The sequence below is a fragment of the Desulfosarcina ovata subsp. ovata genome, assembly GCF_009689005.1.
GTDB lineage: Bacteria > Desulfobacterota > Desulfobacteria > Desulfobacterales > Desulfosarcinaceae > Desulfosarcina > Desulfosarcina ovata.
This window is the reverse complement of record NZ_AP021879.1, coordinates 6,513,760-6,534,005: the sequence shown is the minus strand read 5'-3', so window position 1 is coordinate 6,534,005 and position 20,246 is coordinate 6,513,760. Positions and strand designations below refer to the sequence as shown.

Genomic DNA, 20,246 nt, shown 5'->3' with positions numbered 1-20,246 from the left:
CGGATTAAAGTCTTCCCTTCTTGATGATGGCCACCAGAAGCCAGACACCCAGGATGGCAGCCGTGAGAAATCCGATAATGCCGATCAGAGAGATCCCGTAAAACAGCGGAGGGGTCTTGGAAATGACGATCAGCGCCGAACCGATAATCAGTGCGGCAATGATGATCGAAAAGGAGATGCGGTTGCTGATCTGGTCGTGAGTGGCCAGCATACTTTCCATGCTTTTCAGCTCCAGCATGAAGGTAAACTTCTTTTGCCGAATGTTGCGGGTGATTTCCAGAAGATCCTTGGGGAACTCCTGAACGAAATCCAGATACTGCCCGAAGATACTCACCGCGTCGCTGCTCAACCGTTTGGGCGAAAACCGCGCCAATTTTACCTGTTTGATAAACGGCTCAGCATGGGCGATCATATCGAAATCGGGATCCAGGGCAAGCCCCACGCCCTCGACGGTGCTGATCGCTTTCATCATCAGAAAGATTTCGGGGGGAATGCGCAGCCGGTGGACGGAGGCCATCTCGAGCATATGCTGCAGGAGCTTGCCGACCTGGATGTCCTTGAGCGATTTGTAAAGATGTTCACCCAAAAAATCGGCCACGTCTTTGGCCAAAAGACGCATGTCCGGCTCCTCGTCCCACATGGTCACCTTTAACAGTACCCGGGCGGTTCGGGACTCGTCGCGACGCACCACGGCATCCACCAATTCCACGAAAAGTTCCCGGGTACTGCGGTCCACGGTGCCCATCATTCCGAAGTCGAGCAGGCAGATCACGTTTTCAGGCAAAACAAAAAGATTACCCGGATGGGGGTCGGCGTGAAAAAAGCCGTGTTCAAAAATCTGGGTGAGCAAAATGGAGGCACCGCGGTGGGTAATCAGCTTGCGATCGTATCCCTTGGCATCCAGCTGATCCAAAAGGGAAACCTTGATGCCATCCATGAATTCGGCGGTCAGCACCCGCTCGGTGGTGATTTCGCGGTAAACCTTGGGGATGTAAACCGTCTGATCGTGAAGAAAGGCACGCGCCACCCGCTCCATACTGGTGGCTTCCAGCGTGTAATCCATTTCCTTTTCAATGGATCGGGCAAACTCCTCGACGATCTTGACCGGCCGGTGATGAACCAGCTCCTCGATGTGCCGCTCGGCCAGGGTTGCCAGGTGAAGCATGATCTCCAGATCCACCTCGACGATCTTGCGGATCCCCGGCCGCTGAATCTTGACCGCGACCTCTTCCCCATCAACCAATCTCGCCCGGTGAACCTGGCCGATGGAAGCCGATGCAAGCGGCTCGGGATCGAAGTGGGCAAACAGATCATCAATGGATTGCCCGGTCTCCTTGTAGACAATACGTCGAACCTCGGCAATGGAAAATGAGGGTACTTTGTCCTGCAGCCGGGATAGTTCCCGGATAAAATCCACCGGTACCAGGTCAGGACGGCTGGAGAGGATCTGGCCCATCTTGATATAGGTGGGGCCCAGTTCCTCAAGGGCCATGCGCACACGCTCGGCCCGGGAGTGGCGCTCTACGCGTTCACCATGGTGGCGGGAGATCATCTGCAGACCGATCTCGATGTACTGATCGATCTTCAGCATCTCCACGATATCATCGAAGCCGTATTTGAAAAATACCGCCAGGATCTGCCGGTAACGGTTCAGGTTTCGATACGTGCGCCCGATGACGCCGATTTTGCGAATACTGATCATTCAGGCCGCGTCAGGCTTTTTCCTCGTCGTCCTGGTTGCTGATCAGTTTCTTCAGATCACGGATCTCTTTTTTCAGCCCCTTGAGTTCTTCCTGGGTCACCACGTCAGCCTTTTTAAGCAGGTTCTTGACGCTTTGCTCCACCCGTTCTTCCAGCTTTTTCTGAGCATCTTCGTAGCGGCTCTGCAGTTCGTCAATAAACTTGCGGCCTTCGGATTCGGTCATCTTGCCCTGTTCGGCCATCTCCTTGGCCAAATCCTCCACTTCGTCCCAGGCTTTGAGGGCCAGGCCGACACCGGCCAGCATACTCTTTTTCATCAGTTCAAACATCGGGGGGTCTCCTTTGTCGGTGGCAATGGATCGGTTTTTGCCCTGAATGGGCACTGCCTATCCATTTAGCACATGAGACGGGACCCATCAATGAGATGGTTTACACGATTTTCATTTTAATCGAATTCATCCTTCAATTGGCATTTGGATCTTGGCATTTGCCATTCTGCCGTCCGAAGGCGAGGGGCACCGATAACGTCATTCACCGGACACCAATTCAAATGCGGCTCCCCGGACGGGTATGGGACAATCCCCCTTGACTGTTTACCCCGGCTGTCTTAATCATGTCTGGATTGCCCGGCGGGCCATTCCCCGCCACAAGGACGCGCAAGTACCGAACGAATCGGTTTTATCGCATCCAAACCCCTTGCTTGCGGAAAGGAGTGCCAGAAGATGCCCGTATCCATCGCCATGGCTGGAAAAGGCGGAACCGGAAAGACCACCGTTTCCGGTATGCTGATCAAATATTTGGTGGGTCAGGGAAAGGGCCCGGTGCTGGCTGTCGATGCCGATGCCAATGCCAACCTGAATGAAGTCCTGGGCCTTGAAGTCACCGAAACGGTGGGCAATGCCCGCGAGGAAATGAAAAAGGGGATCGTTCCCAGCGGCATGACCAAGAATGTGTTCATGTCCATGAAGCTGGAGCAGGCCGTCATGGAAGAGGAGGGCTTCGATCTGGTGGTTATGGGCCAGCCCGAAGGGGCCGGCTGTTATTGTGCGGCCAACACCCTGTTGTCCGGATTCCTGGAACGGTTGTCCGGCAATTATCCCTACCTGGTCATGGACAACGAGGCCGGCATGGAGCATTTGAGCCGTCTGACCACCAAGAACGTGGATATTCTGCTCATCGTTACCGACACCTCCAGACGTGGGCTCCAGGCCGGTCTGCGAATCCATAAACTGGCCCAGGACTTGAAACTTGGCGTGGGTAAAAGCTACATCATCATCAATCAAGCCAAAAGCGAGCCAAACGACGAGGTGAAGACAATGATTACCGATGCCGGCCTGGAGTTGGCCGGAGTGATCCCCGCCGATGAAGAGGTCTACGAGTTTGACCTGAACGGCCGCCCGACCATCGATATCAATGCGGACAATCCGGCGCTGAAGGCAGCCTATTCGATTTTCGAGCGGATCATCCCGTAAGCGGACATCTTCCAAAAGCAGCGCCAGGCATCGTCACGCCCCGTAATGGCAGTCAAAACCAGTTGCAAACCTTTATTAACCCCCCGGACGCACCGGAAAGGACGCCTATGAAACGAACAGGCTATTTGCACGACAACAGGTATCTGCTCCACGATACGGGACCTTATCATCCGGAAACGGCCGACCGCCTTACCGCCATTTTCGACGGCATCCAAGCAGCGGGGCTGCTGGACCAGCTGATCCTTCTGCCGGCGGTTCGTGCCGATCTCAAATGGATCCAGACCGTCCATGCGCAAAGTTATATTCGCCGTTTCGAAGAGGTCTGCCTTTCCGGCAACCGCACCTTTGATTATCCGGACAATCAGATGTGCGTGGACACCTACGAAACTGCTTTCCTGGCCGTTGGCGGGGTGATCGATGTCGCCCGCCGGATCATGGAGGACGAACTGGACAATGCGTTCTGCGCCATCCGGCCGCCCGGACACCATGCGGAATCGAATCAGGCCATGGGATTCTGCTACTTCAACAACGTCGCCATCGCCACCCGCTACCTCCAGCAGACCCACGGTGTCGAACGGATCGGCATTATCGACTTCGACGTTCACCATGGCAACGGGACCCAACAAATTTTCGAGGAAGATCCCAGTGTATTCTATTATTCCATCCACCAGCATCCCTCTTTTGCCTTTCCGGGTACCGGCCGGGAATTCGAAGAAGGCGAGGGGCCGGGCCAGGGGTTCACGAAGAACTCACCCGTGCTTCCCGGCCAGGGGGATGGGACATATAAAAAATTGATCGAAAGCGACATGCTGCCGGTCATCGACCGTTTCAACCCGCAATTCATCATCGTATCCTGTGGTTTCGACGGCCATGAAGACGACGACATGTCCGACATCAGCCTCTCCACCGAGGGCTATTCATGGATCATGGAAACGATCATGAAAATGGGCGATCAATACGCCGCCGGCCGGGTCCTGTCGGTCCTGGAGGGCGGCTACTGCCTGGAGCGGCTGGGGGAACTGGCCGCCAACCATGTCAGGATTCTGCTTGACGCCTGATTCCGGAACGTAAGCTTTGACGTCCTTTCCCTAATCACCCACTGTCTGGAGGATAACATGTTTGTCAGCCAATCCATGGTATCAGAAGTCATCACCATCGATGCGGATGCATCCGTTTTCGAGGCCCAGGAGAAAATGGCCGCCAACCACATCCGCCACCTGCCTGTCGTGGACGCCGGCCGGCTCCTGATCGGCATCGTTACCGACCGGGACATCCGCAGTGCCATGCCCTATCGCATGATCAAAAACAAGGGCACGGCCGATGAGCGGGAAAAGCTGGCGCAACTGAAAGTGGCGGACATCATGACCAGCGATCCCAAAACCATCTCTCCCATGTATACCCTCCCGGATGCGCTGTTGCTGATCCAGAAGGCGAAGGTGGGTGCGTTTCCCGTTGTCGACGATGACGGCAGGCTCATGGGCATTCTATCGGTGCGCGATCTTTTGCGGGCATTCATCAATGTGCTGGGAATTCGTGAACCGGGCACCCTGCTATGTATCGAAGTGGAGGAAAAGGTCGGCCAGATGAAAAAAATCGTCGACGCCATCACCGAAGAGAACATCTCCCTGGGCAGTGTTCTGGTGGCCCGGACCTGGGAAGCGGGCAAACGGGCTGTTTTTCCCTATCTTCTGACCAACACGGTCACCCGAATCAAGAAGAAGTTGGTCGCCATGGGGTATCGCCTGATCGACCCCATGGAATGGTACCTCGACCAACTACCGAAAAGCAAATGAGACCTCTGCCGAGATGACTATGCTCATTAGCGCCAACCCTTATCAGGATCTTTATATCTACTACCTGTCGGGGCGCTTCCGCCCCGGCAGCGCCTTTGATCCGGACCATTATATCGGCTGCTGGGAAGAAGGTGGGTTCTCTTTTCTTTTCTTTACCCGGCCTAACCTTCCCCTGGTGGAAAAGGCCGTTGCCCATCTGCAGGATCTGGTCCTGCTGGATCACTACCACATGACCTACGACCAGTGGCAAGGCGGTGATGTCACGCCCCAACGCATCGGCAGGTTCACCATTTCACCGCCCTGGTACGCCACGGCGCTGGGTCGCAGTGACACCACGATTATCCTCGATCCCGGTGTGGTCTTCGGAACCGGCACGCACCCGACCACACGGGACTGCCTGGAAGCCCTGGAACTGGCATTTTCTGGCGGGATCCCGGAGTCGACGCTGGACCTGGGGACGGGCACCGGACTGTTGGCCCTGGCCGCTGCCCGTCTGGGCTGCCCGAGGGTGCTGGCCACGGACCTGACCCTGCTTGCCGCCCAGACCGCCCAACGCAATGTCAGGCTCAATCGCCTGTCCCGTCAAGTCCTCGTCGCACAAGGGGATGCCGAGAAATTTATAGACTTTACGAGCGATCTTGTGGTATCCAACATTCATTATGACATCATGAAAAAGCTGATCCGCAGCACCGGTTTTCTACAAAAAAGGCGTTTCATTCTATCCGGCCTGATGCGCAGCCAAGCGGCTCGAATCGAATCGACACTGGCCGGACTGCCGGTAAAAATTATCAAACGATGGAATCAAAACGGCATCTGGACCACCTTCTACGGTGAAGCCGGTTGACCGGCGGAGACAAGAGAGATTGAGCATGGTCATCACCTGCTGGGGCTCCAGAGGATCCATTCCCGTTTCCGGAAAGGAGTACATCAAGTATGGTGGTGACACCACCTGCATGACCATCCACACCGACAGTGACGACATCATCATCGTGGATGCGGGAACCGGTATCCGGCGTTTGGGCAACCATTTGATCGACCAGGGGCGTTACCATTACAATTTCCTGCTCACCCATGGCCACTGGGATCACCTGATGGGGTTTCCTTTTTTCAAGCCGCTGTTCCTCAGACGCACCGAAATCCACATGCACCGTGCCCCTTTTCATAAAAAATTCATGCAGAGCATGTTTTCCAAGGTCATGGCCCCCCCCAACTTTCCGGTACGCTATTCCGACCTTAAGGCCAGAATCGTCTGGCAAGAAGGCCATCCGGCGGAGTTCAAGATCGGGTCGGCAACAGTGGTACCGATTCCCATCAGCCACCCCAACTCCGGCAAAGGCTACAAATTTATTGAAAATGGCAAGACCTTCGTCTTCATTACCGACAACGAGCTGGGATTTGTTCATCCCGGAGGCCTGCCATTCGAGGAATATGTTGCGTTCTGTACCGGGGCGGACCTGTTGATCCACGATGGCGAGTACACGCCTGACGAGTATGCCCGCCTCGTTGAATGGGGCCATTCGTCCTATACCGACGTCCTCGACCTGGCCTTTCGAGCCGGTGTCAAACGTCTGGGGCTGTTTCACCTCAACCAGGAGCGCACCGACGACCAAGTGGACGATATCGTCGAGCGCTGCCGCGAGATTATCGCCCGCAAGGGCAAAACCTTGGAATGTTTTGCCGTGGGGCGGGACATGACCTTTACCCTTTAATCAATAGCCATGTCAGATTTGTTTGCAGACGCAGTCGAAACCCTGGCCAAAGCAAAAAAAACCGTTGCCCTCACCGGTGCCGGGATCTCCGTTGAAAGCGGCATTCCGCCCTTTCGGGGCAAAGGGGGGCTTTGGGAAAAGCTCGACCCCATGAAATACGCCCACATCGATGCCTTTCTGGAAGATCCTGAGACGGTCTGGAATGTTCTCATCAAAGAGATGAAAATGGTATTGGACAAGGCCCGCCCCAACACCGCCCACATCGGTCTGGCCGATCTGGAACGGATGGGCATTCTCCAGACGGTCATCACCCAGAACGTGGATGGTCTGCACCAGCGGGCCGGAAACAGCGATGTCATCGAATTCCACGGCAGTTTTGCCTGGCAGCGTTGCCAAACCTGTGACTGGACGATCGAGACATCCCGGGTGGATCTTTCCGAAATACCGCCGCGATGCCGCTGTGGGGGTATCCTGCGGCCCGACTGCATTTTTTTCGGTGAGATGATTCCCCATGACGCCCTGCTGCGTTCCCAGCAGATCTCGGCCGCCTGCGATGTCATGCTGGTCGTCGGCACATCGGCCACGGTCCAACCGGCCGCCAGCATGCCCTTCATTGCCCGGGACAATGGTGCCGTGGTGATCGAAATCAATCCCGAACCCACATCGCTCACCCGGCGGATCAGCAACCTGCCGCTGTTGGGGGCGGCCGGCACGATCCTGCCGCGGCTGGTCAAAGCCATGCGCCGACACCAAAATGCCTGAACCGCTTTCCCCCTGCCCGAAAACCGCTGACGATCCCTAAAGGAGTAGAAATGACAAGTGCCCCTGACCATCGCTGGGTCATACCGGTAACCCTGACGCCGCCCATACTGGCCGACAACACGGCCGACGCCGACCGGCTGGCCGCCGCCTTGAACAAGGCGTTGGGCACAACGACCATGCATATCGGCCTGACGCAGCTGAAAGCGCTGCCGGAACAGCTGCGCCAGTGGAATTACCAGGCCCGGGCGGTGCTCTTTAAAACCGAAAACGACCGTGGCAGCCTGGTTCACCTCACTGCACCCGATGCAACCGAGCCCCTTTGCGGTGCGGCGGTGGACCTGGGCACCACCCGGGTGGTCCTGCGCATCATCGATCTTGAAACCGGCGAACCGTTGGGCGAACGGGTTTTCGACAACCCCCAGGCGACCGTGGGGCCCGACGTCCTGGCCCGCATCCACCATGTTGACGCCCCCGATGGGCTGGACCGCCTCAACCGCCTGATCGTCGACGGCCTCAATACGGAACTGAATGCCCTCTGCCGGACGTGCGCCATCCGATGTGAGAACATCCATCTGATTGCCGTTGCCGGCAATACGGCCATGACCCATCTGCTGCTGGGGCTCAACCCGCGCTGGATGATCCGGGAGCCGTATATCCCCGTGGTCAACCAGCCACCGGTGATGGAAGCGGCCGAGCTTGGCATCACCGCGGGGCCGAACGCCCGGGTGCTGATTTTCCCCAATGTGGGCAGCTACTTTGGCGGCGACCTGATTGCCGGCATTCTCTTTTGCGACATGGACCGGCGTGAAGAGACGGCGATTCTGGTGGATGTGGGCACCAATGCGGAGGTGGTGTTGGGCAACCGCAACTGGATGATGGCCTGTGCCGGCGCCGCTGGGCCAGCCCTGGAGGGCGGTGTGACCCGGATGGGTACAACGGCCGGCCCCGGGGTCATCGACCGGATTGCCATCGAGGAGCGGACCATGCAGTTCGACGTGCATACCATCGGCGATCAACCGCCGCGAGGCATCTGTGGCTCCGGCGTCATCGACCTGGCTGCAGCCCTGTTCCGGTCGGGAATGATCGATATCCGCGGCAAATTGCTGCCCGAGCGTTGCGGTACGCGCTTCACAATAAAAAAGGATCTGGCCCATCTGATCGTCGTTCCGGCGGCCATGTCGGGCACCGGCGAGGATCTGTGCATCTCCCAGGCCGATCTGGACAGCCTCGTCCGGTCCAAGGCGGCCATGTACACCATTTTGGAAACCATTACCGGCAGCGTCGGCATGACCCAGGCAGAGCTGGAAACCTTCTTCGTTGCCGGTACCTTCGGCGCCTACATTGATCCGCAGTCGGCCATCACCATCGGGATGATCCCCGACCTTCCGCTGTCAAGCTATCAGAGCCTGGGCAACAGTTCATTGGGCGGTGCGGCACGGATACTGACCGATCCATCCGGCTTCGACCGGATCAAACGAATCCGTGACGGCATCACCTATATGGAGCTGAATGTAAATCAGGATTTCATGAACCGCTTCTCGGCGGCAAAATTCCTGCCCCACACCGACACGGCCCGCTTTCCGTCCGTACGTGTACCGGGCAATGGGGGCCGAAACTCGTAACCCGGGACCCCCCGCGTTCCGTCGCGTTGTTCATCTTCTCACCCAGAAGCCGATGACGACTGCCGCGAATAAAAATCGAACGGCTTAGCGTCTCTTTTTCCGGCTGAGCCACCATCCGTTCCCGTCAATTCTCACATGCCGTCCGCGTCCCGTGCCTGCTCTCCTGTCAGCGGTTCGCGGGCACCGGTTTCCCGCCTTTGATACAGGCTTTGTATTTAGTATTCAACGGCTTGCCAATGATCCAAATAAAGCCTTGAAAGCTTTTGTGCATTATGATAGTCGATGGTTTGTTTTTTTTAGCCCACTCTATTCACAACAATTACAACCTAACTTCAAAAAGGATCGAGTCCACATGACGTCGAAGAAACAGCTGCTGTTTGCTTACGGTCTGGCAATCCACCTGTTGCTTGTCGGAATAATCTGCTATGCGGCTTTTCCGGCCAAAGCGCCCGAGGAACCCATCCGGATCATGTACCAGACCAATGCGGGAAAAGTCCTTTTTGACCATTACACCCACACCGATGCCACCGGTTACGGGGCCAGCTGCTTCGATTGTCATCATCACCCCATGGATGACGACAGCGCGTTGATCGCCTGCGGGGAATGCCATCAGGTCCCCGCCGAAGATGGCGCGAAGCCGGATCGCTGCCTTGACTGCCATGATGAAAGCGACATTGAAGACACCGAAATGATATCCCGTGCGGATGCCTTTCATCAGGGTTGCATCGAATGCCATGAGCAGTTCGAAAAAGGACCGCAGTCGGGATCGGACAACTGCTCCAAATGCCATGTCCTATAGTCGGGCAAATCGCTTAAAAGAAAACCGTAATGGCACCGTCAACACTTACTGCGGACCTAACAAAAGGTTGAGCCCATGCGAAAACGATCATTTTTCGGTCTATCCACGCCTTGTTTCAAGTACGAACTGGCCACCGATGCATCTGCCAGCCCGGTGGCCATTCCCGCACCGGAGCAGGTTACCCTGTATATCAAAAAGCCGTTCAAGCAGGCCAGCAGCACACTGAAAGTGGGCACCCCGGTCCAAACCGGGCAGCGGCTGGTGTTAAACGAAAATGACGATGTTTATGCGATTTCGTCGGTCACCGGAACGGTTTGCGCAATGGCGCCGTTTCTGGCTGACTACGGCAATGCCTGGACGGCGGTGACCATTAAAACCGAGGGGAATGAGGTCATCGATCCCGAATTTAGCGCCGCTGCCGAAGCCCCATCCCTGGAAACATTGACTCGTTTTCTCGCCGCCGGGCCCGGCGAACCGGACTTCGCGCCGCTGATGGACGAACGCAATCCGGTCAGCACCATTATCATTTACGGCGGCAATGCCGATCTTCTCATTGACACCAGCCTCTATGTACTAAAAAACAACATCGAAGCTATCAATGCCGGCATCGAAGTTCTGAGAAAAGCGACCGGTATTGAAGAGATTGTTATCGCTGTTCCGGAGGAGAGCGTTCAGAACTACTCGGGCCATCTGGATGCCCGCATTCAACCCTTTTCCTCTCAGTATCCCTATGCGCAACCGCTGATGATTTTAAACAGCCTCACCGGACGCCTGCCGGACGAAACAGGTATGGCCTCCCTGGGCATCCATTTTCTGCGCGCCGAATCCGTTGCAGCCATTGGCAAGGCCTTCTCCACCGGGTGCCTGACGATCGAAAAAAACGTCACCGTCATCGACAAACAGGGCGTCAAGCACATGGCCCGGGCAAAAATCGGTACACCGGTGGCCGCACTCCTGAAGGCCTTTGGCGTGGAGGTCAATGATCAGGACAAAATCATCTTCGGCGGCCCCATGACCGGTAACGCCATCTATAGCGAAGATCTGCCCCTGGGACCGGATACCGATGCCGTAATGGTCCAGGACAAGAGCATTATCCCCCTTTACAGCGACTATCCGTGCATCAACTGCGGAGACTGCGTACGGGTCTGCCCAGCCAACGTGCCGGTCAACCTGCTCATCCGCTTTCTGGAAGCCGGGCAATATGCCGAAGGCGCGGATCTGTACGATCTGTATGCGTGTATCGAGTGCGGCCTGTGCAGCTACGTCTGCGTCTCCCGTATCCCGATTTTTCAGTATATCAAACTGGCAAAATATGAATTAGGCCGGACCCTATCTGCGGAGGAGATGAATGAACAGTAAGAAGACGCTAATTGTTTCCCACGCACCGTTCTGGCATGACGGCAGCGGGATTCCCGAGCGAAGCTATCACACCATCATCGCCGCCCTTCCCGCCGCAATCGCAGGAATCGCCTATTACGGTGCACCGGCTCTGGGCGTTATCTGTATGGCCATGTCGACGGCAATCTTGTGGGAGCTTCTGCTGAACCGGGCCATGCGGCGGCCAATTACGGTGGGTGACGGCAATGCTGCTCTGATCGGTCTGCTACTGGGCATGATGCTGCCCGCGTCAACGCCGTGGTGGGTGGTCCTCGTCGGGACATTTCTCGCCATTGTTATCGGCATGCAGATTTTTGGTGGAATCGGCGCCAACCCGTTCAATCCGGTTGTTTTGGCAATTGCTATCCTGATGATTTCATACAAGGGCCACCTCGATTTCGATGCCGGTCTGGTTAATTTTTCTCTTGATTTTCCGACCACTTCGGAACCGCTGGCCGCCCTCAAGGCCTTTGGACCCGCAGCTGTAGAGCATCTCCATCCACTCGACCTGCTCATGGGACGCCAAGTGGGCGGCTTGGGCAGTGCCAACGGGTTAGCACTGGTGATTGGTGGCATCTATCTGATGATCCGGGGAATCATTCGCTGGGAAGTCTGTGTAAGCTTTATCGTCGGGACTTACATTACCGCCATGTTGTTTAACATGGCTGATCCTTCGCGCTTCGCCGATCCTGTCTTTCATCTGTTGACGGGCTATACCTTGTTCGGCGCCTTCTTCCTGGCCACTGAAAGCACCACTTCTCCGGTCAATTTTGTCCCCATGCTGATCTACGGCACACTAGGCGGTGTAATGACGGTTCTGATCCGCAATATCGGCATCTATGTGGATGGCGTAATCTTCGCGATTCTTCTGATCAATCTGATAAATCCGCTGGTCGACAAGATCAGACCCAAGGCGATTGGAAAGGTAGCGTAACATGGGTGAAATGATCAAAATGGTGGTCGTTCTGACCGTACTAAGCGTCATTTCGGGTGGGGGCCTCTCTTGGTTGAAGGGTTTTACCGAACCCAAAATTGAGAATCAGGTAATGAACCTGGTAAAGGGCCCCGCCATCCGACAGATCCTCAAGGATGCCGAAAACGATCCTGTGGAAGACCGGTTTAAAATCAAGGATGGCGAGGAAGAGCGCAATGTATTCGTCGGCGTCTTCGGTGGAACGGCGGACACGGTCGTTATGGAAGCCAGCGCCAGCGGTTTTGCTGACAAGGTGGGTTTGGTGGTCGCCATCAACATGGCCGACGAAACCCTTCGCGGGATTGCCGTCACGACGCACAAAGAGACACCCGGACTCGGCGCCATGGCCAAAGACGACCCCAAATTTTCAGCGCAGTTTGCCGGCAAGCCGATTGGTACGCCTCTCAAGGTGACCAACGACGGTGGCAGTGTAAATGCGCTGAGCGGCGCCACCATTACCTCCCGGGCGGTCTGCGCTGGCGTCAACAATGCCATCACCTCTTACAACAAACTGAAACCACAGCTGGAAGAACAAATCAAAGGCATGGGCAAATAAAGGAGTCTAGCAAAAATGGCCAAATCGATTGCTTCTGAATTTACCAAAGGCCTCTGGAAGGAGATACCGCCGTTTCGCCTGGTCCTTGGTCTCTGCCCGGTACTGGGTGTTACCACTTCCATGAAAAACGGTATTGGTATGGGACTGGCCACCACTTTCGTCCTGCTCTGCTCCAATATCCTGGTTTCTCTTTTGCGGAAGGTCATTCCCGCCAAGGTGCGTATCGCCTGTTTCATCATCATCATCGCCACTTTCGTTATCGTGGTTGAGCAGATGATGGCGGCCTTCGCGTACACGCTGTTCATGGACCTGGGTGTGTTCATCCCCCTTATCGTGGTCAATTGTATCGTCCTGGGGCGAGCGGAGGCATTTGCGTCTAAAAACGGCGTCGTCCTTTCCGCTGCTGACGGCCTGGGCATCGGAATCGGCTTTACCTGTTCGCTGGCCGTCCTCGGTGCAGTTCGTGAACTTTTGGGCACCGGCGGACTTGCCGGTGATGTGTTCGGCTTTCTGCCCTATAGTATTCCGAATATTTTCGGAGCATCCTATGAGCCCTTCGTCTTTGCCGTTCAGGCGCCGGGAGCATTTGTCGCTTTGGGTCTGCTCCTGTGCCTGATGAACCTTATTCCGAGCAAATAGCGATAAAGGAAGTGTGCAATGGACTATATTGAACTCATCATCGCCTGCATCTTCGTCAATAATATTTTACTGGCCCAATTTTTGGGAAATTGCCCTTTCCTCGGCACATCAAAGAAAATGGAAACCGCCGTGGGCATGGCCATGGCCGTCATTTTCGTACTGGTCATGGCCGGTGTAATGACTTGGCTGATCTTCAATTATCTTCTGTTACCCTATAAACTGGTTTACCTGAGAACGATTGCCTTTATTCTGGTCATCGCGTCACTGGTTCAGTTCGTAGAAATGTTTCTCAAAAAGAGCATGCCGGCGCTTTATGCCGGTTTGGGTATTTTTCTGCCTCTGATTACCACGAACTGTGCGGTTTTCGGTGTCTGCGTGCTAAATATTGACAAAGAGTACAGCTTCATGCAGTCGCTGGTCGCCTCCTTCGGGTATGCCGCCGGATTTGGTCTGGCATTGATTCTTTTTGCCGGTGTTCGTGAACGGATTCTTCTGGCCAGGGTGCCGAAACCGTTGCAGGACACCTCTATCGCACTGGTTACCGCCGGAATCCTCTCACTGAGTTTTTACGCATTTCGCGGAATGGTGTAGTCAGCGCACAGGCCCCTGACGGGACACGCATCAGTATTATCAAAACCGAAACCGTTTGGGGGGACTTGAGTCGTTCCAAACGGTTTTTTAGTAGCAAATTGTTTTGCTGCCAGATTGGGTCTTCGCCAATGCAGATCCATCCCTTTGCTGACGGCCCTTAAATAAAGGAGGTTTTCGTGACCATCGCTATTCTTGTCATGCTTGGCATTGGTGCCACCTGCGGCATTATTCTCAGTGTTGCATCCAAAGTCTTCTACGTTTACGAAGATCCCCGTATTGGTCAGGTCGAATACTTCCTGGCCGGCGCCAACTGCGGTGGCTGCGGATTTGCCGGTTGCGGCGCTGCGGCAGTGGCCATTGTCGAGGGCCGGGCCAAACCCGGTATCTGCGTTGCCGCCGATTCCGAGGCAGCCGTCAATATCGCCGGCGTCATGGGCGTTGATCCGGGGACGGCAGAACCGGTCAAATCACTTAACCCGTGCAGCGGCGGTGACCGTGCGGAAGACAAGTTCATTTACAACGGAGCGATGACCTGCGCCGCCATGACCGCGCTTTACGGCGGGAAACGGGTCTGCTCCATCGGCTGTCTGGGAATGGGTGACTGCATCAAAACCTGCCTCTTCGATGCTATTCACATGGGGCCAAATGGGTTCCCGGTGATCGACGAAATGAAGTGTGTGGGTTGTGGTGCCTGCGCGGCCGCCTGCCCCAAAGACTTGCTGTCGGTCAAGACCATGTCCGAGCGTCTGCTGGTTTTCAATGAGGAAGACCACGCCCTGGCCCCCTGTCAGCAAACCTGCCCGGCGGAGATCGACATTCCCAGATACATCCGCCAGATCCGTGAGGGCGACTACGAAGCCGCGGTCAGCACCATCCGTGAACGCAACCCGCTGCTGCTCTCCTGCGGCCGCGTCTGCCCGCATCCCTGTGAAACCTACTGCCGCCGGGCTATTGAAGATGACGAGGCCGTCTCCATCAATCAACTCAAGCGATTTGTGGCCGACTATGAGATGAACAGCGGAACCCGTTTTCCGATTCCCTGTGCGCCGGATACCGGTAAACGCGTGGCCGTCATCGGCGGTGGCCCGGCAGGCGTCAGTTGTGCCTACTTTCTGCGGCGACTGGGGCACCATCCCACGATCTACGAAAACATGTCCAAACTGAGCGGCATCACGCGCTATGGGATACCGGAATATCGCCTGCCCGACAAAGTCCTCGACTGGGAGATCGAAGGCATTCTCAATCTGGGGATCGACGTGCACTACCACACCTGCCTGGGACGCGACTTCACTATCCAGAGCCTACGAGAAGAAGGCTATGACGCCATTTTCGTTGGTATCGGTGCGTGGAAAGATTATAAGCTGGGCATCAAGGGGGAAGATCTCAAGGGCGTATCGCAGGGCATCAATTTCCTCTCTTCCGTGGCCGACTCCCCTGACAAGCGCATTCCCATCGGCAAACGCGCGGCGGTCGTTGGCGGCGGCAACTCGGCCATCGACTGTGTGCGCACCCTGCTGCGCCTGGGCTGCGAAAAAGTCTATCTGGTCTACCGCCGGACACGCAAGGAAATGCCCGCCAACGAGGTGGAAATCGTTGCCGCTGAACATGAAGGCATTTCTTTCCAGTTCCTGGCCGCCCCGACCCGCGTTATCGACGATGGCCAGGGCAACGTCAAAGGGTTGGAATACCTTCAGATGGAACTGGGCGAACCAGACGCCAGCGGCCGGCGCCGACCTGTGCCGATCGAAGGGTCAGAGACCATACTCGATGTGGACATGGTAATCTCGGCCATCAGCCAGCAGCCTGATGTCAGCTTTATGGAAAAAGAACCAGAGAAAGAAGACATTACCATTACTCGCTGGAATACATTCGATAACGACCCGGAAACCCTGCAATGCAGCGTCCCCTATCTGTTTACCGGTGGAGACGTGGCGACCGGCCCCTCCCTTGTCGTGGATGCCATCGGTGGCGGGCGCCGGGCGGCGCGTTCCATCCATCAGTATATTACCGGTGAGGAGGTCAAAGGATCTCCCAAGTCCTTGCGCAAACAGCACATTCCCGAGTCGCTCTTTCAAACGGTTCCCGGCGTGGTGAAAAGCAAACGGACCCCCATGCCGGAATTGCCGGTAAAAGATCGCATCGATTCGATGATTGAAGTCGACCAGGTGATCACCGAGGCGGATGCCAAACACGAATCGAGCCGCTGTCTCAACTGCTGCCGGGTTTGCTACAATCCGGACACCATCGCCCCTTCCACCCCTGAGGGCGAACAAAGCGCCGCCTGAGCGAATTTCTTCACCCCGATTTCACCCAACGCCGCCGGAAATCCGGCGGCGTTTTTTATTTCCCTTGAAATCCTCTGCGATAAAAGTGGCTTTGAGCCACAGTTGCATTTAGCGTGAGTTCATGCGGAGCTTCCTGAGGACTTCATCCATATCAAATGGCAAGGGCGCTTCAACAATCAACCGACGATCGTCCAACGGATGGCGGATCTGAAGCTGTCGCGCATGCAGCATCTGGCGCTGAACGGGTTCCACCACCTGTGCAATCAACGGCGCGACCTGGGTCAGTTGGCGTTTAAGGCCTCGACGGGAATATAGCGGATCGCCAACCACCGGGTGCCCAATGGCCTTACAATGCACCCGAATCTGGTGGGTGCGCCCCGTCCGGATGTCCAGTTCCAGCAGACTCAAGCCAGCGAAATGTTCCCTCACCTGCCAGAGGGTCAGCGCCGGGCGCGGGACGCGGCTGTGCACGGACATCCGCTTGCGCGCCACCGGATGCCTGCCGATAGGCAGATCAATGCTGCCGTGTTCGTTTAGGGGATTGCCATACACCAGGGCCAGGTAGAGCTTATGCACCTGACGGGATTTGAACTGTGCGGCCAGATGGTGCATCGCACGGCTGGTTTTGGCCACCACCATGGCACCGGAGGTATCTTTGTCGAGGCGATGAACGATGCCGGGACGCAAACCACCGGATATGCCTTGCAGGTCTGGACAGTGATGCATCAGGGCATTGGCCAGGGTTCCGCCACTATGGCCGGGAGCCGGATGAACAACGATGCCGGGGGATTTGTTGACAACCAGCAGTTCGTCGTCTTCATAGAGAATTTCAAGGGGAATCGCTTCAGGCAAAAAAGCGGGCGTGTCGGCTGGTGGAATGGTTCCTGAAATCTGTTCTCCGGACTTGACCACGTATCCCGGTTTTCTGGTCTGCCCGTCTACGGTGATTCGTCCCTGCCGGATCAGCACGGCAGCAAAGGATCGCGAACAGTGCGCCACACAAGCGGCGACCAAGCGATCGAGGCGGTCTCCCGCCTGGCAGGGGACAACTGCAAAAGAGAAGCGCGATGGTGGGTTAGACATACGGATGAAACGGCTTAGTCGCCTGCCTCATCAGTGGTAAAAAGAGACTCAATTTCTTTAATAATGGCCTTCTCGTTTTTGTTTTTGGCAGTCGAAAGCTCTTTGACGAGAAGATTCTGAGCAGTATCGTAAAGTTTGCGTTCCCCAAAGGAGAGGTCTTTGGTCATTTTGAGCAGTGAGAGATCCCGGTAGACCTCGGCCACCTCGAAGAGTGAGCCGGTTTTGATCTTTTCCATGTACTCGCGATAACGCCGGTTCCATGTCTGGTTATCCATGGGCTGGTCCTGGCGCAGGCGCATCACATCGAAAATTTTGGGGATATCTTTTTTCTGGATAACGTCCCGGAGCCCCACGGAAGCCACATTCCAGGTCGGAATCATGATCACCATTGCATTTTCAATGATTTTCATGATGTAAAAATCGTGTTCCTCACCATTGACGACCTTGGTTTCGATGGCTTCAATACGACCGACGCCGTGGGCCGGATAGACAGCGAGATCCCCTACCTTGAATCGCTTATGTAATGCCGGGCTCTTGGCGCTGTCGCTATCGCTATCGCTATCGGATTTGTCTGCCATGTATGTACCAGTGAGCTGGGATTAAGCCGTGGTTTGTGGGGTTCTTATCCCGGTGAGTACCGGAAAGTCGGTCGTTTGGCCTATCCGCTGCTTCCCTCTGAAAGGAATCCCCCTCGCTTCAAGGGGAGTGCAAAAATAATAACCATATGTAATAGTAGAATATACCATTGCAGGGGGGAATAATCAATAAAAAAAGGATTGGCGCCGCTTGGCGCCAATCCTTGAATGACAACTGCAATTGCGGCGAGATAACCCCGCCCTGCCGGATTACAGCAGGAACGGAACCATCAGCAGGGCCACAACGTTGAGGATCTTGATCATCGGGTTGACAGCCGGGCCGGCGGTATCTTTGTAGGGGTCGCCGACGGTGTCACCGGTTACAGCGGCTTTGTGGGCTTCGGAGCCCTTGCCACCCAGGTGTCCGTCTTCAATGTATTTCTTGGCGTTGTCCCAAGCCGCACCACCGGTGGTCATGGACAGGGCCACGAACACGCCGGTAACAATGGAACCGATGAGCAGACCGCCGAGAGCGATTTTGCCCAGCAGGAAGCCGACCAGCAGCGGAGCCACAACCGGCAGCAGCGCGGGAACCAGCATCTCTTTGAGGGCAAACTTGGTGACGATGTCAACGCAGGCACCATAATCGGGTTTGGCGGTACCTTCCATGATGCCCGGAATTTCGCGGAACTGACGACGAACTTCCTCGACCACGGCGCCACCGGCGTTACCAACGGCCTTCATGGCGATGGAAGCGAACAGGTAGGGCAGCAGGCCACCGATGAACAGACCGATAATCACGTTAACGTCGGAAAGATCGAATTTGATGGCTTCTTTACCACCACCCTGGATCTGGAATTCCATCACATAGGCAGCGAACAGCACCAACGCGGCCAGACCGGCAGAACCGATGGCGTACCCTTTGGTGACGGCCTTGGTGGTGTTGCCGACGGCATCCAGCGGATCGGTGACGGCGCGCACACTCTCGTCCATCTCGGCCATTTCAGCGATACCACCGGCGTTATCGGTGATCGGACCGTAAGCGTCAATGGCGATGACCATACCGGTCATGGAAAGCATGGACATGGCGGCCATGGCGATACCGTAAAGACCGGCGAATTTGAAAGCCAGCAGAATGGCAATACAAATGGACAGGACCGGCAATGCGGTGGCCTGCATGGAGACGGCCAGGCCGGCAATGATGTTGGTGCCGTGACCAGTGGTGGAGGCCTCTGCAATGCTCTTCACCGGGCTGTAGATACCGGTGTAGAACTCAGTAATGATAACGATGACGACGGTCAGCACCAGGCCGATCAGCGTGCAGTAGTAAATCTGCATGGCGGTGATGTCACCCAGGCCGCCCATGTACTTGGTTGCCGCATAGTAGAAGGCGACGGCAGCCAAAATGGCGGAACCGAACATGCCTTTGTACAGGGCACCCATAATGTAACCACCACTGCCCAGACGGACAAAGAAAACAGCGATCATGGAAGCGATGATGGAGATCGCACCAAGGATCAGCGGAAACTCGGTGGCCATGGGGACTTTGGGGTAGAGCAGGTGGCCGATCAGCATGGCGGCTACGGCGGTAACGGCATAGGTCTCGAAAAGGTCTGCGGCCATACCGGCGCAGTCACCCACGTTATCACCCACGTTGTCAGCGATGGTAGCGGGGTTACGGGGGTCGTCTTCGGGGATACCCGCTTCAACCTTACCCACCAAGTCGGCACCGACGTCAGCACCCTTGGTGAAGATGCCGCCGCCCAGACGGGCAAAGATGGAAATCAGGCTGCCACCAAAGCCGAGGGCGACCAGGGCGATAACATCATGAGTAGCCGTGTAGTAACCGGCAACGGAGGTCAGAGCCAGGCCGGCGACGATCATACCGGTCACGCTGCCGCCTTTAAAGGCCATGGAAAGGCCGGCAGCCATGCCTTTTTTAGCCGCTTCGGCGGTCCGCACGTTAGCCAGAACGGATACGCGCATTCCGATATAACCGGCCATGAAAGAGGCGACCGCACCAATCATGAAACCAAAGGCGGTCTTGGCGCCCATGGTCGCAAAAATCACTGCAAAGATAATGATACCGGCAATGCCCATGCTCTTCAGCTGACGGTTCAAATAAGCGACGGCACCTTCTTGAATGGCACCAGCGATGGCCTGCATCTTCTCATCTCCAGCAGGAGCACCTTTGACGATGCCGGCAAGGATAATCGCGAAGAGAACACCAGCAACACCGACCAACGTACAAGCGAGCGGTAAGTTACTCATTACAACTTCCATTCTTTCCTCCATTCCGTGTTGGGTTA

Annotated in this window: 19 protein-coding genes; 14 read left to right on the top strand and 5 right to left on the bottom strand. The window is 56.0% G+C overall.

The genetic code is table 11. From position 1 onward, the window contains the following. Positions 1 to 4: 4 nt before the first annotated feature. Both GN112_RS28620 and GN112_RS28615 read right to left on the bottom strand, forming a co-directional pair. Positions 5 to 1,702, bottom strand: coding sequence for an ABC1 kinase family protein (locus tag GN112_RS28620; protein WP_155313289.1), 1,698 nt, complete (start codon positions 1,700 to 1,702; stop codon positions 5 to 7). A gap of 10 nt (positions 1,703 to 1,712) precedes the next feature. Next, entirely contained in the window at positions 1,713 to 2,030 is a 318-nt protein-coding gene (locus GN112_RS28615) for a phasin family protein (protein WP_155313288.1), read from the bottom strand. Between the two features lie 393 nt (positions 2,031 to 2,423). Between GN112_RS28615 and GN112_RS28610 the strand changes: the two genes are divergently transcribed. The 14 genes from GN112_RS28610 to GN112_RS28545 all read left to right on the top strand — a co-directional run bounded on the left by GN112_RS28610 (position 2,424) and on the right by GN112_RS28545 (position 16,279). Continuing rightward, the gene (locus tag GN112_RS28610) at positions 2,424 to 3,173 is read left to right on the top strand and encodes an ATP-binding protein (RefSeq protein WP_155313287.1); all 750 of its coding nucleotides are present in this window, start codon (positions 2,424 to 2,426) and stop codon (positions 3,171 to 3,173) included. Positions 3,174 to 3,280: 107 nt separating this feature from the next. Continuing rightward, positions 3,281 to 4,231 (top strand): histone deacetylase family protein, encoded by a 951-nt coding sequence (locus GN112_RS28605; RefSeq protein ID WP_155313286.1) that lies wholly within the window; start codon positions 3,281 to 3,283, stop codon positions 4,229 to 4,231. 57 nt (positions 4,232 to 4,288) lie between these two features. Next, positions 4,289 to 4,966 carry a CBS domain-containing protein gene (locus GN112_RS28600; protein ID WP_155313285.1) on the top strand — a complete coding sequence of 226 codons (678 nt, stop codon included), beginning with the start codon at positions 4,289 to 4,291 and terminating at the stop codon, positions 4,964 to 4,966. A 13-nt stretch (positions 4,967 to 4,979) separates the two neighbouring features. Further along, positions 4,980 to 5,810: a 50S ribosomal protein L11 methyltransferase gene (locus GN112_RS28595; protein WP_155313284.1), complete on the top strand. Its 831-nt coding sequence runs from the start codon at positions 4,980 to 4,982 to the stop codon at positions 5,808 to 5,810. 25 nt (positions 5,811 to 5,835) lie between these two features. Continuing rightward, complete coding sequence (locus GN112_RS28590; RefSeq protein ID WP_155314433.1) at positions 5,836 to 6,675, top strand: MBL fold metallo-hydrolase; 840 nt, start codon at positions 5,836 to 5,838, stop codon at positions 6,673 to 6,675. A 9-nt stretch (positions 6,676 to 6,684) separates the two neighbouring features. Continuing rightward, positions 6,685 to 7,437 carry an SIR2 family NAD-dependent protein deacylase gene (locus tag GN112_RS28585; protein ID WP_155313283.1) on the top strand — a complete coding sequence of 251 codons (753 nt, stop codon included), beginning with the start codon at positions 6,685 to 6,687 and terminating at the stop codon, positions 7,435 to 7,437. A 50-nt stretch (positions 7,438 to 7,487) separates the two neighbouring features. Further along, positions 7,488 to 9,059, top strand: coding sequence for an ASKHA domain-containing protein (locus GN112_RS28580; protein ID WP_155313282.1), 1,572 nt, complete (start codon positions 7,488 to 7,490; stop codon positions 9,057 to 9,059). 352 nt (positions 9,060 to 9,411) lie between these two features. Next, positions 9,412 to 9,858 carry a cytochrome c3 family protein gene (locus GN112_RS28575; RefSeq protein WP_155313281.1) on the top strand — a complete coding sequence of 149 codons (447 nt, stop codon included), beginning with the start codon at positions 9,412 to 9,414 and terminating at the stop codon, positions 9,856 to 9,858. A gap of 75 nt (positions 9,859 to 9,933) precedes the next feature. After that, positions 9,934 to 11,217 carry a 4Fe-4S dicluster domain-containing protein gene (locus GN112_RS28570; protein WP_155313280.1) on the top strand — a complete coding sequence of 428 codons (1,284 nt, stop codon included), beginning with the start codon at positions 9,934 to 9,936 and terminating at the stop codon, positions 11,215 to 11,217. Beyond that, the gene (locus tag GN112_RS28565) at positions 11,207 to 12,169 is read left to right on the top strand and encodes an RnfABCDGE type electron transport complex subunit D (protein WP_155313279.1); all 963 of its coding nucleotides are present in this window, start codon (positions 11,207 to 11,209) and stop codon (positions 12,167 to 12,169) included. Before GN112_RS28570 ends, GN112_RS28565 begins: the two co-directional genes overlap by 11 nt. A 1-nt stretch (position 12,170) precedes the next feature. Beyond that, complete coding sequence (gene rnfG, locus GN112_RS28560) at positions 12,171 to 12,764, top strand: RnfABCDGE type electron transport complex subunit G (protein WP_155313278.1); 594 nt, start codon at positions 12,171 to 12,173, stop codon at positions 12,762 to 12,764. Between the two features lie 15 nt (positions 12,765 to 12,779). After that, complete coding sequence (gene rsxE, locus GN112_RS28555) at positions 12,780 to 13,403, top strand: electron transport complex subunit RsxE (protein WP_155313277.1); 624 nt, start codon at positions 12,780 to 12,782, stop codon at positions 13,401 to 13,403. Positions 13,404 to 13,421: 18 nt separating this feature from the next. Next, positions 13,422 to 13,994 (top strand): electron transport complex protein RnfA, encoded by a 573-nt coding sequence (locus GN112_RS28550; protein ID WP_155313276.1) that lies wholly within the window; start codon positions 13,422 to 13,424, stop codon positions 13,992 to 13,994. Between the two features lie 176 nt (positions 13,995 to 14,170). Then, positions 14,171 to 16,279: an FAD-dependent oxidoreductase gene (locus GN112_RS28545; RefSeq protein WP_174247677.1), complete on the top strand. Its 2,109-nt coding sequence runs from the start codon at positions 14,171 to 14,173 to the stop codon at positions 16,277 to 16,279. A 108-nt stretch (positions 16,280 to 16,387) separates the two neighbouring features. On the opposite strand, the gene GN112_RS28540 is transcribed toward GN112_RS28545, so the two are convergent. The 3 genes from GN112_RS28540 to GN112_RS28530 all read right to left on the bottom strand — a co-directional run bounded on the left by GN112_RS28540 (position 16,388) and on the right by GN112_RS28530 (position 20,208). Then, the gene (locus GN112_RS28540; protein WP_155313275.1) at positions 16,388 to 17,362 is read right to left on the bottom strand and encodes an RluA family pseudouridine synthase; all 975 of its coding nucleotides are present in this window, start codon (positions 17,360 to 17,362) and stop codon (positions 16,388 to 16,390) included. A 14-nt stretch (positions 17,363 to 17,376) separates the two neighbouring features. After that, on the bottom strand, positions 17,377 to 17,940 hold the full coding sequence (locus GN112_RS28535; protein ID WP_155313274.1) for a CarD family transcriptional regulator: 564 nt from the start codon (positions 17,938 to 17,940) through the stop codon (positions 17,377 to 17,379). Positions 17,941 to 18,207: 267 nt separating this feature from the next. Continuing rightward, complete coding sequence (locus tag GN112_RS28530) at positions 18,208 to 20,208, bottom strand: sodium-translocating pyrophosphatase (protein WP_162459162.1); 2,001 nt, start codon at positions 20,206 to 20,208, stop codon at positions 18,208 to 18,210. Positions 20,209 to 20,246: the final 38 nt, after the last annotated feature.